Here is a 14130-nt window from a genome sequence, read left to right on the forward strand (position 1 = left end):
CGCCCGGACATCATCGGGGCCGATCAGGCGGCGATGGCGGGCTCGGAAGCCTCGACGGCCACCGGCAGCACTTCGCGCACGATCTGCTCGCCGGCCTGTTCCTGGGCCAGGGCCAGGTCGTAGGCGGTTTGCAGGTCCATCCAGTACTGGGCGGTGGTGCGGAAGAAGCGTGCCAGGCGCAGGGCCGAATCAGGGCTGATGCCACGGCGTTCACGCACGATGTCGTTGACGCGAGGCGCCGGCACATGCAGGCGGATGGCCAGGGCGCTGGCCGACAGGCTGTAGCGCTCCATGAACTGTGTCCGCAGGATGGCGCCAGGGTGAACAGGTGTCTTGCTCATGGGTGAAACCGGGGTAAACCGCAATGATTGTTGATCGTTTGATGCTATACCCGTACCGCTTAAAAAACTGTACGAATACAGACAATTGTATTAAATCTGCCAGGGTTTTCCCATAGCTTTGCCCCTTCTTTTTGAGCGGTTGCATTTTGAAAGCTTCCTCCACACCATGAAGGGCCCATGAGCCGCGCCCCTGAGCTGTCCCCTCTGCACCTGATTCCGGCCCTGCGCTCCCACGTCTGGTTCGCGTCGTGCAGCCCCGAATTCCAGGAAGCCCTGGTGGACCGGTCGCGCGTGGTGCACCTGCGCAGCGGCGAGCGACTGTTCTCCCACGGGCCTGACGACGAAGCCCTGTGCTGCGTGCTGTCAGGCGCGCTGAAGGTGGGGTCGTTCAACCCGGACGACGAATCCCACCTGCTGAGCCTGTATGTCGAGCCCTACCAGTGGTTCGGCGAGATCTCGCTGATCGACCAGCTGCCCCGCAGCCAGGATGCGATGGCCGATGGCCCCGCCAGTGTGCTGGTGGCTTCGCGTGCGTCGCTGGAGCCCTGGCTCAACCGGCATCCGCAGTACTGGCGCGACGTGGCCCGGCTGGCCTGCATGAAGCTGCGCGTGCTGGTGGTGATGATGGAAGACCACGCCACGCTGGCGCTGGACCAGCAACTGGCGCGGCGCCTGTTGATGACGTCGACCAACTTCGCGATGAACTACCCCATGTCGTTCAAGCGCCATCTGCGCCTGCCGCAGGAGTACCTGGCCCGCATGATGGGGGTGTCACGCCAGACCATCAACCGCGCGCTCAAGAGCCTGGCCGAAGAGGGCCTGATCGCGGTGCGCTATGCGGACATCGAGTTGCTGGACATCCCCGCGCTGATGCGCCGCGCAGGCCCCGTGAACTCCGCGTTCATCGAGAGCCTGAAGGCGATGGGCGCCACGGCGGATCGCAGCATGGGCAAGGGCTCCACGCCGGATTGACTGGCTGAAAAAGGCGAGACGAAAGCCGTCTCAGGCCTGACGCGGGCGCACCTTGCCGGCTGCTTCCTTGGCGCGGGCGCGGGCCGTGTCGATGTCGGCATCCACGGCCAGGGCCACACCCATGCGGCGGCGCGTGAAGCTCTCGGGCTTGCCGAACAGGCGCACGTCGGCGCCGGGCACGCGCAGCGCATCGGCCACGCCTTCGAACACGATGCCTTCGGCCTCGACGCCGCCGTAGATCACGGCCGACGCGCCAGGCGAGCGCAGCGAGGTGTCCACCGGCAGGCCCAGGATGGCGCGGGCATGCAGTTCGAACTCGCTCTGCACCTGCGTGGACAGGGTGACCAGGCCGGTGTCGTGCGGGCGGGGGCTCACCTCGCTGAACCAGACGTCATCGCCCTTCACAAAGAGTTCCACACCGAACAGGCCCTGGCCACCCAGGTCGTCCGTCACGGCCTTGGCGATCTCGCGGGCGCGCTGCAGGGCCTGAGGCGCCATGCGGCAGGGCTGCCAGCTTTCCACGTAGTCACCTTGCACCTGCACGTGGCCGATGGGCTCGCAGAAGTGCGTGGTGATCTGGCCGTTGGCGTCGAGCGCGCGGACGGTGAGCTGGGTGATCTCGTAGTCGAAATCTATGAAGCCTTCGACGATGACGCGGCCAAGGCTGACGCGGCCACCGGCCATGGCGTAGTCCCAGGCCTTGGCGACATCGTCAGGGCCGTTGAGTTTGCTCTGGCCCTTGCCGGACGAGCTCATGACCGGCTTGACGATGCAGGGGTAGCCGATGCCGCCATCGATGGCGGCCTGCAGCTCGGCCAGCGAATCGGCGAACACGTAGGGGCTGGTGGGCAGGCCGAGTGTTTCGGCGGCCAGGCGGCGGATGCCTTCGCGGTCCATGGTGAGGCGGGCGGCGCGGGCCGTGGGCACGACGCGCACGCGGCCTTCGGCTTCGAGCTTCTCCAGCTCGGGCGTGGCGATGGCTTCGATCTCGGGCACGACCAGCAGCGGCTGTTCGGCCTCGATCAGGGTGCGCAACTGGGCCGCGTCGCTCATGGCGATGGTGCGGGCGTGGTGCGCCACCTGCTGGCCGGGTGCGTTGTCGTAGCGGTCCACGGCAATGGTTTCGACGCCCAGGCGCTGCAGCGCGATCAGCACCTCCTTGCCCAACTCGCCCGAGCCCAGCAGCATCACCTTGGTGGCGCTGGGGCTGAGCGGTGTGCCCAGGGCGGCTGGCTGGAAGGGTGCGGTGGGGGCGGGCAGGGTGGTACGGCTCATGATGCGTCGTCAGGTGGTGTGCCTGGGGGATGGAGGCGGCCAGGCGAGGTCACAGTCTAGCGGCAGGCTGCAGGTTCAGCGGCAGGTTCACGGTGAAGCAACTGCCTTGCCCAGGCACGCTGTCCACGTGGATCTCGCCGCCGAGCCGGTCGGTCAGGCGCGCGGCGATGGCCAGGCCCAGGCCGCTGCCTTCGCGGCCGCCCTGGCGGGCCTCGGGCAGACGCACGAAAGGCTGGAAGATGCGGGCTTGTTCGTCGGCGTCGATGCCCGGGCCGGTGTCCCGCACGGACAGGCAGGCCCAGCCGGCGCGGCTGGGATCGGGCTGCAGGGTCACGGTGATGCGGCCATGCGGTGTGTACTTCAGTGCGTTGGCCAGCAGGTTGTCGAGCACCTGGCGCATGCGGTCCGGATCGCCCTGTGCGTGGTGCCAGGGGTGGGGCGGCTGTCCTTCGGGGGCTTCGTCCGGGAGCTGCAGCAGCAGTTCGAGCCCTTGCTGGCGGGCCTGCGGCAGGTGCTGCTCGCCGCAGGCACGCACCAGGACGGGCAGGTCGTAGCTGCGGTGCTCGATGGGCAGGTCGGGGTTGTCCAGCTGGTTGAAGGCGAGCAGGTCGCGCAGGTGGCGGTCAAGCTGCGTGGCCACGGCTTCCAGGCGTTGCACGGCGCGGGTGGCGCTGGCGTCCAGGGGGCGTGCGGAAAGGAGCCCGACCGAGGACAGCATGGTCTGCAAGGGCCCACGGATCTCGTGCGAGAGCATGGCCAGCAGGCGCGCCTTGCCTTCGTGGTGTTCGCGCTCGCGCGCGGCCAGCTCGCGCCGCAGCCGCACCATGAAGGTCAGCACCAGGATGAAGGTGGGCTGGGCCAGCAGGATGCCGGTTTTGGCCTGCATCAGCAGGTTGGGCTCGCCCAGCCGTGGGTGCATCAGGCTGGCCACCAGTTGCACCACCAGCCCGCCGAACTGCAGCCAGCACAGCAGGGGCGCGCCGCGCTGGAAGCCGGCGAAGGCCCCCAGGTAGAACAGCGGCATGAACTGCGCCGTGGACAGCAGCGAGTACAGGTGGTTGGCCGTCGGGGCGAACAGGTTCAGGTAGACGATGCCCTGCAGGTAGATGCCGCTGGCGGCCATCACGCACAGCATGGCGGGGGTGGACCAGGCGGGGCGGCGCAGCATCACCAGGGTGGCTGCGATCATCACGGTGGCCAGCACGGGCAGGCCCAGCCGGTCCCAGCGCCCGGTCAGCAGGTGGGGCATGTCCAGCAGCCACAGCACCAGCGTGACGGCGGCCACCAGGGGCACGGCCTTGAGCAGCAGCGGGCGCTGCAGCGGATCGACCGCCGGCAGCAGGTCGCGCCAGGGCGGGGTCATGCGCCGCCGCCGCCGGTGCGGTCCAGGCTGTTGAGCAAGGCCGCGGTGAGCACAGCGGGGCGCACGGGTTTCTCGAAAAACATCACCTTGAGCGCACGCATCAGGTTGGTCAGCGAATCCTCTGAGGCGGTGCCGTCACGCAGCCGGCCGGTGAGCAGCACGATGGGCGCCTGCGGGCGCTGGCTGCGCAGGTGGCGGATCAGCGCCTCGCTGCTCTGGCCCGCGCCCAGGATGAAGTCCACCACGAAGGCGTCGAACTGCTGCAGGCCGGTGCCCAGCAGCGCATCGGCCGAGCCGAAGGCTTGGGCCTGGCCGCCGGCATCGTCGAACCAGTCGCACAGGCTCTCGGCGGCCATCACGTCGTCGTCGACCACGGCCACGCGCAAGGGCGCGCGCGGCGGGGTGGGCGTGAGCATCAGGCGCTGCACGGCGTAGCGCGGGCCTTGCGGATGCAGGCGGCGAAGGGCGGTGGGGGCGCCGATCAGCCAGTGGTCGCCGTCGCGCACGGCCTGCAAGGCGGTGTGCGCCTGATCGCGCGGGGCCAGCAGGTGCCCGATCTGCACCTGGCAGGCGGTGGCGGCGCCTTCGAGCAGCACATGGCCTTTTTCCAGCGGGGCGGCGGGTGAGGTGCCTCCCGTGAGGTGCTGGTCCTGGGCCAGGTCGTCGAGGGACAGGCCGTGGTGCTGGGCCAGGGTGAGCACTTCGTCGAACAGCCAGCCGGCGCCTTGCAGCTTGCGCCGGGCCTGGCTCACGGAGATGTCGCACAGGCGCGCCACCCAGGCGGCCTGCTGGCGTGGTGGTACGCCCTGGATCTGCAGCGCCTGGCGCAGCCGGGCCGCGATGCCGGACGCGGGCAGGCTGGCGCTGTCTTCTTCATCAAACGGGGCGTCGGCGGCGGATTCGTCGTCGCCGTGGGCTGGCAGGCTCATCCAAGACTCCTGGATCGGGGCGGTGGAATACCCCCTTTTGGGTGTGTTCTGTGGGTCTTGATGATAAGCGCGCATATATGCGCGTTTTTGGGTTTCTGCTTCCCTAGAATGTCACGGAAAACGAGGCCTTTCGTGCACATTGAGGTGAAAAGGGCCCTGCTCAGGGAGCAAAAATGACGGTTTGGGGCATGCCCCGGCCGCGACAGGAGGTAGACACCCTGGTGGTGTCCTGTGGCCGCCCGGCCTTTCGAGTCCGGGCGGTTTTTTTCGGGTGGCCCGGGCGCTTAAATCAACATCCCGCCATCCACGCCAATCACTTGGCCTGTCACATAGCTGGCCATGTCGCTGGCCAGGAACAAGGCGACGTTGGCCACTTCTTCGGGCGTGCCGATGCGCCCCATCTTGATCGACGCCAGACGTTCGGCGAACTTGTCGGGGCCGATGGAGCGCGCCATGTCGGTGTCGATGAAACCAGGTGCGATGGCATTGACCCGGATGGCTTGCGGGGCCAGCTCCTTGGCCAGCGATTGGGTGATGCCGATCACCGCGGCCTTGCTGCCGCTGTACACCGCCTGGCCCACATTGCCTGTGCGGCCGATGATGGAGCTGACATTGATGATGGCTCCTCCGCCGGCGCGGGCGATGAGGCGGCTGGCGTACTGCGCGCAGTACAGCGTGCCGAAGGTGTTCGCGCCAAAGGTGTTCTCGATCTGCTTGGGCGTGACCATGCCGATCAGGGCGTCATCCAGGACACCGGCATTGGCCACCAGGGCATGCAGCTTCTTGTGGGTGCGAAAAACGGCCTGAAAGGCATCACGGACGCTGTGCGGGGCGGCCACGTCGCACGCGATGGCCTCGACTTGCGCTGCGTCGTGCGCCGCGCGTATCCGTGCACAGGCTTGTTCCAGGGCATCGAGCGAACGCCCCATCAACACGACACGGGCGCCGGCCTGGGCAAATGATTGTGCGGTGGCGAACCCGATGCCGCGCGCGGCACCGGTCACCACGGCGACTTTCTGATCCAGAAGGGGGAGCGGGGTGGACATGGCGTGTTCAGGCTTTCGGGGCCAGGCGGTTGTCCAGCACCAGGTACTGGCCGCGCATGGAGATGAGTTTTCGATCAGGTGCGGATTGCTTGACCGGGCTGTGCGCATCGACCACGCAGTTGGCGCCCAGAACCACCTTGGGAAACAGCGTGGCCCGTGTGCCCATGAAGCCGCCTTCTCCGAGGACCGAATCACCACTCAAGGCGCAATAGGGCGACAGCACTGAATGCGCGCCCACCTGGGCGCCATGACCGATGCTGCAGAACACGTTCACCGCCACGTTCTCGCCCACCTGGGCGCCAGCGTTCACGATGCTGTGCGGGCAGATGATGGCGCCTTCACCGATCATCGCGGTGTCGGCGACCAGTGCCGTCGGGTGGATGTACGTGAGGAGCCTCGCACCACGCGCGCGCAGCATTTGGGCCACCTTGCGGCGAGCCGCAGCGTCACCGATCGCGATCACGACGGCATCGCCGGGTTCGGGCTGATGGTCCTGGATGTTGCCGACATACGGCGCGTGTGGGACTTTGCGCAGGACTTCGCAGTCCGGGCCGTCGTTGAGGATGCCGACCATCGTGGGCTCAGGCCGCTGTACGCTGGAGAGCGTGGAGGTGAGCGCCCCGGTAAGGTAGCCGTACATCTCCAGGCCGAAGCCGCCGCCGCCGGCGATCAAGATGCGTGACATGGTTCAAATCCCTCGTGGTGGACGGTCGTTGCGGTCGTTGCGATCATCGCGATGACCGGATTCGGGCGGCAGGCTGATCTGGCGCGTGAAGGCGGCAAACAGATCCATGCCATCCCAGACAGGGGCAAAGCTCAAGGCTTCCCCGAAGGGCACGATGCGGTCGATCGCTCGTGGCGGCAGGCGATCGACAAAGTCCAGCAGTTCGGTGCGATCGAACCCGAGCACCGCCAAGGTCTGCTCCTTGTCGCTCAATTGCGGGGCCAGATCACGCAACTGGTCCAGGCGCTGCTCCAGGAACAGGCCATTGCCGCAGTGCAGGGTCTTCAGGGCGGGTTGCAGTGTTTGCTCCATGGCCAGGCGCATGGGGTGCGCGCCCGCCAACTGCCCGGCCACGGGGTGGGCCAGTGCCTGGGCGGCCATGTCGAACACAGCCCCCAGCCGGCCCATGTGCATGGCGGCGGTGTTCTCGGGCTGCAGGGCCGCCACCTGTGCCTGCACGGCGGCCCAGAAGCGTTGCTGCGCCTGAGCGCAATCGGCGTCATCGCCGACCCAGGCCAGCAGCCGGGGCGACGAGCAGGCTTGCTGGGCGAACCAGAAGGCATCGTTGTAGAACGCTGCTGCCTGGGTACGCAGCGTCGCTTCATCCAGGTCCAGGAGCGCGCGCGCATGGATCGCCGCAGCAGAAAACCGGTCGGGGAAGCAAAGCTCGGTCGCGCTGGGACGCAAGGGGATGGCGCGGATGGCGGCAACCGTGGCGTCGCCGCCCCAGACCACGCGGCACATGGCGGCGGCCGAGACGGTGCGCGTCACGGCCTCATCGTGAGGATAGGTGAAGAGCACCACCCGGCTGGCCACCGCCCGGCCCACAGCCTCATCGGCCAGCGTCTGCTGCAAGACGGTGAGGATGAAATCGAACTGGGCAGACGGCTTCTGCGACACCCGCACCCAGTTGACGTTGCCCGCCAGCAGGGCGATCAGCCACGAGTACATGGCGACAGAGTCGACATTGGCGGGCGCCAGGTGGAACACCAAGCCGCGCCCGCGCAGCACCGCATGGGCCGGCTGTTGGCGACCCTGCGCCCAATCACGGAGCCGGGCCGCACGGAACCAGTGGGCCAGGGCCGCCAGCTCTGGAAAGTCACGGATCCGGGGATGGGTGAGCAGCTTCTGCGAGAACTTGCCCACGAAGGCGAGCGCGCGTGGATCAAAGGGCGCCCAGGCGGGCAGCGCGGCGCTGCGGGCCAGGGCCTCTGCCAGGCTGGTGGTGGGTGCAACGCCCAGGAAGAACAGAATCTGGCTCATGCGGGAATGGCCCTCGTATCGCTGCACCCACGCAACTCCACCTGGGGAAGACGGCCCAGCACGGAGAAGTGCCGCCCCATGCGCCCGCAAGGGCAGTCGTCTTCGCCATGCAGCACGCCCAGATCCTCGGTCAGCAGGGCATGGCCGGGGTAGCTCACCGGCAGGGCGCTCAGTACCTGTACGACGCCTTCACGCCCGGGTGGCAGCGGCTCCAGGGTAATGGTGTCACGCACGATGACGTCGGCAAACATCGGGGCATGCAGGTGGCCGTGCTCGCACTCCATGAAGATGGAGCCCACCTGCTCGACCATGCCGTAGTAGTTGAAGACACGCTCCAGCCCCAGATGCGCCTTGAGCAGGGCCTTGAACGTGGCGTTGTCCACCTGCTGATCTTGCAGGCGCTTCCAGCCGCCACCGTGGATGAGGGTGCTGCCGGGTCCGAAATCCAGTCGGCGGCCTTGCGCCATCACGGCCTGCAGCAGGCGCTGCCACACCACGAACGTGAAACCGAACACCAGGATGGGCGTGCCACGGTGCTGGGCGAGGAAGGCCTCGAGCTGGTCGATCTGCACATCGAGGTGTTCATCGAGGCAGTGATGGTGTTGCCGCCCGAACACCGAGAACCCCAGGATCCCCGCTGCACGTGCGTTGAACTTGCTGCGGTCCTTGAGCAGATCGGCGCTGTCCACGATGACCATGGGCCAGCGCTGTTTGCCCAGAAAGCTGGCCATGATGGTGGTCAGCACCCGCGTCTGGCGCAGCGAGGTTTCCCGATCGAGGTAGATGCGCGACACGGCTTGTCCCGTGGTGCCGCTGGAGGTCAGCGTCTTGATGATCTGCGCCGGCTCGGCACTGAGCAGCTCCTGCGTCTTGAACAGGCGTACCGGCAGCCAGGGCAGCTCTTCGCGGCAGGTGGCCGCGCCCGCTGCAAACATGCGTGCGCGCGCATGGGCGTAGGGGGGGCAGCGCTGCACATGCCATTCGGTCAGCGCGTTCAGCGCGGAGAGCAGCAAGGGCTGCTTCTGTGCCGCAGGCAACTGGTAGGGCGGGGCATCGAGGCCGATGGCCAGGCCTGGAAAAGGGGGCGCCGCATCGGAGGGCATGGCAAGCTCGTGTCCAGTCATGGGTGATCCTGGCGGGGTCAGCTGTCGGCCAGCATGGCGGAATAATCCTTCTTGCCCGAACTCAGCAGGGGCAGGCTGTCCACCAGCCTGATGCGGCACAGGCTGTGGTGGATGCCAAATCGCTTGGCCAGCCACTGCCGGGTTTGGTCGACCAGGGCCTCGTCGGTGGCTTCCAGCCACAGCACCAGGCGTTCGTCCTGCCCTGCCGCCATGACGGGGAGCGCCACCTCCTGCTGGAGTTGGTGTTCGACCTCGTCCAGCCCGATGCGGTTGCCGGCCAGCTTGATGAAGCGCTTGAGCCGCCCCGTGATGTAGAAGAAGCCGTCCTCATCCTGCCGTGCCACATCGCCCGTGCGCAGCACGCCGTGCTGTTCGTCGCCCAGCGCCAGATCCTCGCGGCAGGTGGCGTAGCCCAGCATGACGTTGGGGCCGGTGTAGATCAGCTCGGAATTCTGCGGATCGATCTCCAGGCGGCCTCCGGGGATGGCGATGCCGATGGAGCCCACCTTGTCTGCCAGACGCTGCGGCGGCACATGGCTGATGCGGGCCGTGGCCTCGGTTTGCCCGTACATGCAGAAAAAGCGCCAGCCGCGTTCATCGGCCACCTGGGACCAGGCCTTGGTGAGCTTGTCATCGAGCCGACCGCCCGCCTGGGTCAGGGTGCGCAGGGATGGAAGATCTTGCTTGTGAAAAGCCGTGCGCCACAGCATCTGATAGATGTACGGCACGCCAGAGATGGAGGTGACGCCGCAGGCGCGAATGGTGTCCGCGAACGCGGGTGTGAGCACACTGACGTCGCGCAGTACCAGTGAGGCCCCCGCGTGCAGATGGCTGTGGATTACCGAGAGGCCGTAGGAGTAATGCGGCGGCAAAACGGTCAGTGCCCGCTCATCGGCCGTCAAGCTCAGGTACTGGGCAATCGACTCGGCATTGGCTTGCAGGTTGCCGTAAGACAGGCGAACCAGCTTTGGGCTGCCCGTGCTGCCCGAGGTGCTGAGCAGTAGCCCCAGTTCAGGGGCCAGGTCGCAGGCGGGGCGAGGGCTTGTCCCTGCACCAGCGATGGGCTGAACGATGCGCCGAACAATGGGCCATTGGGTGCCTGCCAGAAGCGGGCCTTCGAGGTGCGCGCCGATGACCCAGTCGGGTTGGTAGTGGGCCTGGAGGGCCGCAGCCAGTTCCGGCGTCATGCCCGCGGGCAACAGCAGGGGCACATGGCGCGCCTGCAGGCAGGCCAGATAGGCCACCAGGCTGCTCAGCGTGTTGCTGGTGAAGAGCAGGCCCAGTTGGCGGGGGGGCATCGACTGCAGGTGCGTCGCCGCTGCATCCACCTTAGCGAACAGATCGGCATAGCTGATCTGATGTCCGTGCTCGTCAATGACCGCCACACGGTCGGATGGCGTGCAAGGTCCTTCCCAGAACATCGCTTTGGCCATTGCCTCAGGCATCGCTGTCAGAGGTATTTCGCGACGATCGCCTTGGCTTTGGCAAAACTGCTCATGTCGATGACATCTTCCGCATCGATCATGATGTCGAACCCTTCTTCAATGGCCGCGATCAGTGACATGTGAGCCACCGAATCCCACTGTGCAATCGTGGCATAGCTCAGGTCGTCGGTGATCTCTTCGGTCTTCAGGCCAAGACTGTCGGCAAAGATCTTCTGTAGCTTGTCTTCCATTGAAGTGTTCTCAGGGGTTGGAGATAGGTCCGGACGTTTGGCAGGTTAACCGATCCTGCGTTGCTTGATTGGCCGGAGTCATCGGCAAATGGCCGGGCATTTCATGCGTCGGGGCGCAGGTCATGGCGCCTGGACCAATTTCTTGGCAGGGCCCTTTCAGGGCTCCCAGCCACCCCCCCCCAAAGCCATGAACAATTTGATCTGCTCATCGGCCAGTTGGGCTTGTGAGCCGGCCAGGGCGGCTTCGCTCGCGGCCAGGGATCGCTCGGCGTCCAGGCTGTCGAGGTAGCCGGTCTTGCCGCCCTGGTACAGGCGTCGGGCCTGGTCGGCCACGGTGGCGGCGGCATCGCGTGCGGCCTGTAGCGCTGCACGGCGGTCCAACTCGTGGGCGTAGGCGTCCAGGGCGGTCTCAGTCTCGCGCAGGGCGGTCAGCACGGTGCCGTTGAAGTGCGCCAGGGCGCCGCGCGTGCTGGCTTCGGCCTGCTCGATGCGGGCCTGCACGGCGCCGGTGTCGGGGATGCTCCATGAGATCAGCGGCCCCAGGCTCCAGCTGGTGGTGTCCTTGCGGCCGAAGTCGGAGAGCGGTCCGGCCGAGCCGGCCGACAGCCCCAGCGTGATCTTGGGATACAGATCGGCCGTGGCCACGCCGATGTGGGCGGTGGCGGCGGCCAGTTCGCGCTCGGCCTGGCGCACATCCGGGCGGCGCTTGAGCAGCGCGGTGCCATCGCCCACGGGCAGCACGCTGGTGATGCGCGGCGGCGTGCCCATCAGCGTGGCCAACTGGAATAGCTCGGCCTGGCGCTGGGCCTGCAGCGGCGGCAGGGTGGCCTGCAACTGCTCCAGCTGGCTGCGGGCACGGGCGGTGTCGATCGGGCCGACACGGCCGGCCCCCTGCAGGCGTTCGGCCACTTGCAAGGCTTGCTGCTGCAGGCGCACCGAGGTCTCTGCCGTCTGCAGGCGCAGCCCGCTGGCGCAGACCCTGGCATAGGCGCGGGCCGTGCTGGCGACCACGTGCACGCGGAACAGCTCCAAGGCGGCCTGGGCGGCTTCGATGGCGCGGCGGATCTGGCCGGTGGCGTCGATCTGGTACGAGAGCGACAGGCCGGCACTGTAGGTGCCCTGCGTGCGGGGCACGGTGCCCGGCTTGAGCACGGACGGGCCGGAGACATGGCCATAGCCGGGGCGGCCGTTCACGCTCAGGTGGGGGCGCTGGCTGCTGTCGACCTCGGCCTGCAGGGCTTGCACGCCCTCCAGGTTGGCGGCGGCCTGGCGTAGATCGGTGTTGTGGGCCAGGGCCTGGTCGATCAGCCGGTCGAGCACGGCATCGTCATACAGATGCCTCCAGCGTGCGGGCAGCGGCTCGGTGCTGTAGAGCGCGCCGGCCGAGCCTTGCTTGGCAGACTTGGCCGCCGACAGGAAGGACCCTTTGGCCGATGGTGCCTTGATCTGCGCGGTATCAGGCACCTGGTAGTTCGGGCCCACGGGTGTGGTGCTGCAGGCGGCCAGCAGGGCCAGCAAGCTCAGGCTCAGGGCCAGCTTGATCGGCTGTGATCGGTCAGGGAGAACGGTGCGTGTCATGGCTCATCCCCTGGTGTGCTTGGCTGGGGCTGCGTCGGCTGCCTGCTTGGGCGCTGGTTCGCGGTGACTGGCCCGGTCACTTTCACCGTCACCGTCTGCCCGGCCACCAGGTGCACGCCATCGGGCAGGGGCGCCAGCTTGACCCGCACGGGGATGCGTTGCGCCAGCCGCACCCAGTTGAAAGTGGGGTTCACGCTGGGCAGCAGGTTGGCACTGGTGGAGCGGTCGCGGTCGGCAATGCCGGCGGCGATGCTCTCTGACCTGCCCCCTCCAGCCATACCAATCAGTTGGAGAGAGGTCCAAGGGTTTGCAGGTTAACGATTCTTGCCTCGGTGGTTGATGGGTTGGGGTCGCGGCGTTTGGCGGCGAACTCAGCCGGAGGAATCCGGCCAATCGTTCCGTGCGGTCGGACCTCGTTGTAATCCTGGAGCCAAATGGCGATGACCTCACGGGCCTGGGTCAAGGATTCAAACCAGTTCTCGTTGAGGCATTCATCCCTGAACTTGCCGTTGAAGCTCTCGATGTAGGCGTTCTGGGTTGGCTTACCCGGCTGAATCAGGATGTGCTGGATACCTCGCGCCTGCATCCAGGCCATGAAAGCCCGGCAAGTGAACTCGGGTCCGTTGTCCGTCCTGATCGCTTCTGGGTAGCCTCTGAATCTTGCCGACCTCTCCAGGACACGAGTGACATAGGCCCCAGGCATTGACAGATCCACAGCGATGTCGACGCACTCATGGGTGAAGTCATCGGCAATCGTCAGGCATTTGATGCGCGGGCCGTTGGCCAGCGAATCACTGACAAAGTCCGGGCTCCAGGTTTGGTTGACCCGGGCAGCGGCCACCAGAGGTGTTCGCTCGCCACGGTCTTGCTGCGCTTGCGGACAACCAGGCCTTGCGCGCGGTAGAGCCGAAACACCTTCTTGTGGTTGGTGCCCGGAAACTCTTTGCGCAGCATGTCGTGCACACGGCGATATCCAAAGCGCCGCCGCTGCATGAATGCGTTCGCTCAGACGCACCGTATGCTCGTCTGGCTGCGGAGGATGGCGCCAGGCATCGCGAGACAGCCCCATAAGACGGCAGGTCCTGCGCTCGGAGATCTGGGCGTGCTCCAGCATCCTGGCGATGGCCTGGCGCTTGTCTTGCGGGGCTTTCTGTTGTCTGGCTCAGCGCAGACAGATATCAGAAGGGGATGTCGTCGTCCATGTCATCAAAGCCGGTCGACGACTTCGAGGGGGCGGGAGCAGGCGCACGTGGTGCCGGGGCTGCGGAACGCGCGGCCGGGCGGCTGTTCTCGGCCGGCTCGCGGCTGAAGCCTTCGTCGCCGCCGCTGTCACGGCCACCGCCATAACCACCACCGCCGCCTTCACGGCCGCCCAGCAGCTGCATGTTCTCGGCCACGATTTCGGTCGTGTAGGTGTCCTTGCCGTCCTTGTCCTGCCACTTGCGGGTCTTCAGGCGGCCTTCGACGTACACCGAGCGGCCCTTCTTCAGGTACTCGCCGGCGATCTCGGCCAAGCGGTCGTAGAACACCACGCGGTGCCATTCGGTTTCTTCAACCTTGTCGCCGCTGTTCTTGTCTTTCCAGTTGCGCGTGGTGGCCACGGACACGTTGCAGACGGCGGCGCCGGAGGGGGTGTAGCGCACTTCGGGGTCGCGACCCAGGTTGCCGATGATGATGACTTTGTTGATCGAGGCCATGGCCAGAAATCCTATTGTCGGTTGGTTAAATAAGCTTGCGTTGGTTAGCGCCGCCATTATCGCCGCAGCGATCGGGCCGACCACCCTCCGGAGAGGGCCCCCGAGGTGCGAACGGGAAAACCCGCGATCCGCAATACCGGGCC

At 66.7% G+C, this 14130-nt stretch carries 14 protein-coding genes and 1 pseudogene; 1 reads left to right on the forward strand and 14 read right to left on the reverse strand.

The genetic code is table 11. The features are described 5' to 3' along the window. Nucleotides 1–23 precede the first annotated feature (23 nt). Nucleotides 24–341, reverse strand: a complete 318-nt coding sequence (locus tag WAQ08_RS05270; RefSeq protein WP_422189690.1) for a HigA family addiction module antitoxin — start codon at nucleotides 339–341, stop codon at nucleotides 24–26. Nucleotides 342–518: 177 nt separating this feature from the next. Between WAQ08_RS05270 and WAQ08_RS05275 the strand changes: the two genes are divergently transcribed. Then, nucleotides 519–1313 carry a Crp/Fnr family transcriptional regulator gene (locus WAQ08_RS05275; protein ID WP_422189692.1) on the forward strand — a complete coding sequence of 265 codons (795 nt, stop codon included), beginning with the start codon at nucleotides 519–521 and terminating at the stop codon, nucleotides 1311–1313. Between the two features lie 30 nt (nucleotides 1314–1343). On the opposite strand, the gene purT is transcribed toward WAQ08_RS05275, so the two are convergent. The 13 genes and pseudogenes from purT to ssb all read right to left on the reverse strand — a co-directional run bounded on the left by purT (nucleotide 1344) and on the right by ssb (nucleotide 13987). Beyond that, on the reverse strand, nucleotides 1344–2588 hold the full coding sequence (purT, locus tag WAQ08_RS05280; RefSeq protein ID WP_422189694.1) for a formate-dependent phosphoribosylglycinamide formyltransferase: 1245 nt from the start codon (nucleotides 2586–2588) through the stop codon (nucleotides 1344–1346). 49 nt (nucleotides 2589–2637) lie between these two features. After that, nucleotides 2638–3951, reverse strand: a complete 1314-nt coding sequence (locus tag WAQ08_RS05285; RefSeq protein ID WP_422189696.1) for a sensor histidine kinase — start codon at nucleotides 3949–3951, stop codon at nucleotides 2638–2640. Further along, complete coding sequence (locus WAQ08_RS05290) at nucleotides 3948–4880, reverse strand: helix-turn-helix domain-containing protein (RefSeq protein WP_422189698.1); 933 nt, start codon at nucleotides 4878–4880, stop codon at nucleotides 3948–3950. Before WAQ08_RS05290 ends, WAQ08_RS05285 begins: the two co-directional genes overlap by 4 nt. A gap of 284 nt (nucleotides 4881–5164) precedes the next feature. Continuing rightward, the gene (locus tag WAQ08_RS05295) at nucleotides 5165–5926 is read right to left on the reverse strand and encodes an SDR family NAD(P)-dependent oxidoreductase (protein ID WP_422189700.1); all 762 of its coding nucleotides are present in this window, start codon (nucleotides 5924–5926) and stop codon (nucleotides 5165–5167) included. 7 nt (nucleotides 5927–5933) lie between these two features. Continuing rightward, nucleotides 5934–6611 (reverse strand): acetyltransferase, encoded by a 678-nt coding sequence (locus tag WAQ08_RS05300; protein WP_422189701.1) that lies wholly within the window; start codon nucleotides 6609–6611, stop codon nucleotides 5934–5936. Nucleotides 6612–6614: 3 nt separating this feature from the next. After that, nucleotides 6615–7913, reverse strand: coding sequence for an acyl-CoA reductase (locus WAQ08_RS05305; RefSeq protein ID WP_422189703.1), 1299 nt, complete (start codon nucleotides 7911–7913; stop codon nucleotides 6615–6617). Beyond that, nucleotides 7910–9016 carry an acyl-protein synthetase gene (locus tag WAQ08_RS05310; RefSeq protein WP_422189705.1) on the reverse strand — a complete coding sequence of 369 codons (1107 nt, stop codon included), beginning with the start codon at nucleotides 9014–9016 and terminating at the stop codon, nucleotides 7910–7912. Before WAQ08_RS05310 ends, WAQ08_RS05305 begins: the two co-directional genes overlap by 4 nt. 38 nt (nucleotides 9017–9054) lie before the next feature. Next, nucleotides 9055–10482 (reverse strand): AMP-binding protein, encoded by a 1428-nt coding sequence (locus tag WAQ08_RS05315; RefSeq protein ID WP_422189707.1) that lies wholly within the window; start codon nucleotides 10480–10482, stop codon nucleotides 9055–9057. A 5-nt stretch (nucleotides 10483–10487) separates the two neighbouring features. Then, nucleotides 10488–10712 (reverse strand): acyl carrier protein, encoded by a 225-nt coding sequence (locus tag WAQ08_RS05320; RefSeq protein ID WP_422189709.1) that lies wholly within the window; start codon nucleotides 10710–10712, stop codon nucleotides 10488–10490. A gap of 156 nt (nucleotides 10713–10868) precedes the next feature. Continuing rightward, nucleotides 10869–12290, reverse strand: a complete 1422-nt coding sequence (locus WAQ08_RS05325) for an efflux transporter outer membrane subunit (protein WP_422189711.1) — start codon at nucleotides 12288–12290, stop codon at nucleotides 10869–10871. After that, a pseudogene (locus WAQ08_RS05330) lies at nucleotides 12287–12556 on the reverse strand (efflux transporter periplasmic adaptor subunit); the annotation flags it as partial. The gene WAQ08_RS05325 and the pseudogene WAQ08_RS05330, both read right to left, overlap by 4 nt. A 17-nt stretch (nucleotides 12557–12573) precedes the next feature. Further along, nucleotides 12574–13413 (reverse strand): IS3 family transposase, encoded by an 840-nt coding sequence (locus WAQ08_RS05335; RefSeq protein ID WP_422189786.1) that lies wholly within the window; start codon nucleotides 13411–13413, stop codon nucleotides 12574–12576. Between the two features lie 55 nt (nucleotides 13414–13468). Then, on the reverse strand, nucleotides 13469–13987 hold the full coding sequence (gene ssb, locus WAQ08_RS05340; RefSeq protein WP_422189713.1) for a single-stranded DNA-binding protein: 519 nt from the start codon (nucleotides 13985–13987) through the stop codon (nucleotides 13469–13471). Nucleotides 13988–14130 lie beyond the last annotated feature (143 nt).

This window comes from Aquabacterium sp. (assembly GCF_049274795.1).
Classification (GTDB): Bacteria; Pseudomonadota; Gammaproteobacteria; order Burkholderiales; family Burkholderiaceae_C; genus Aquabacterium.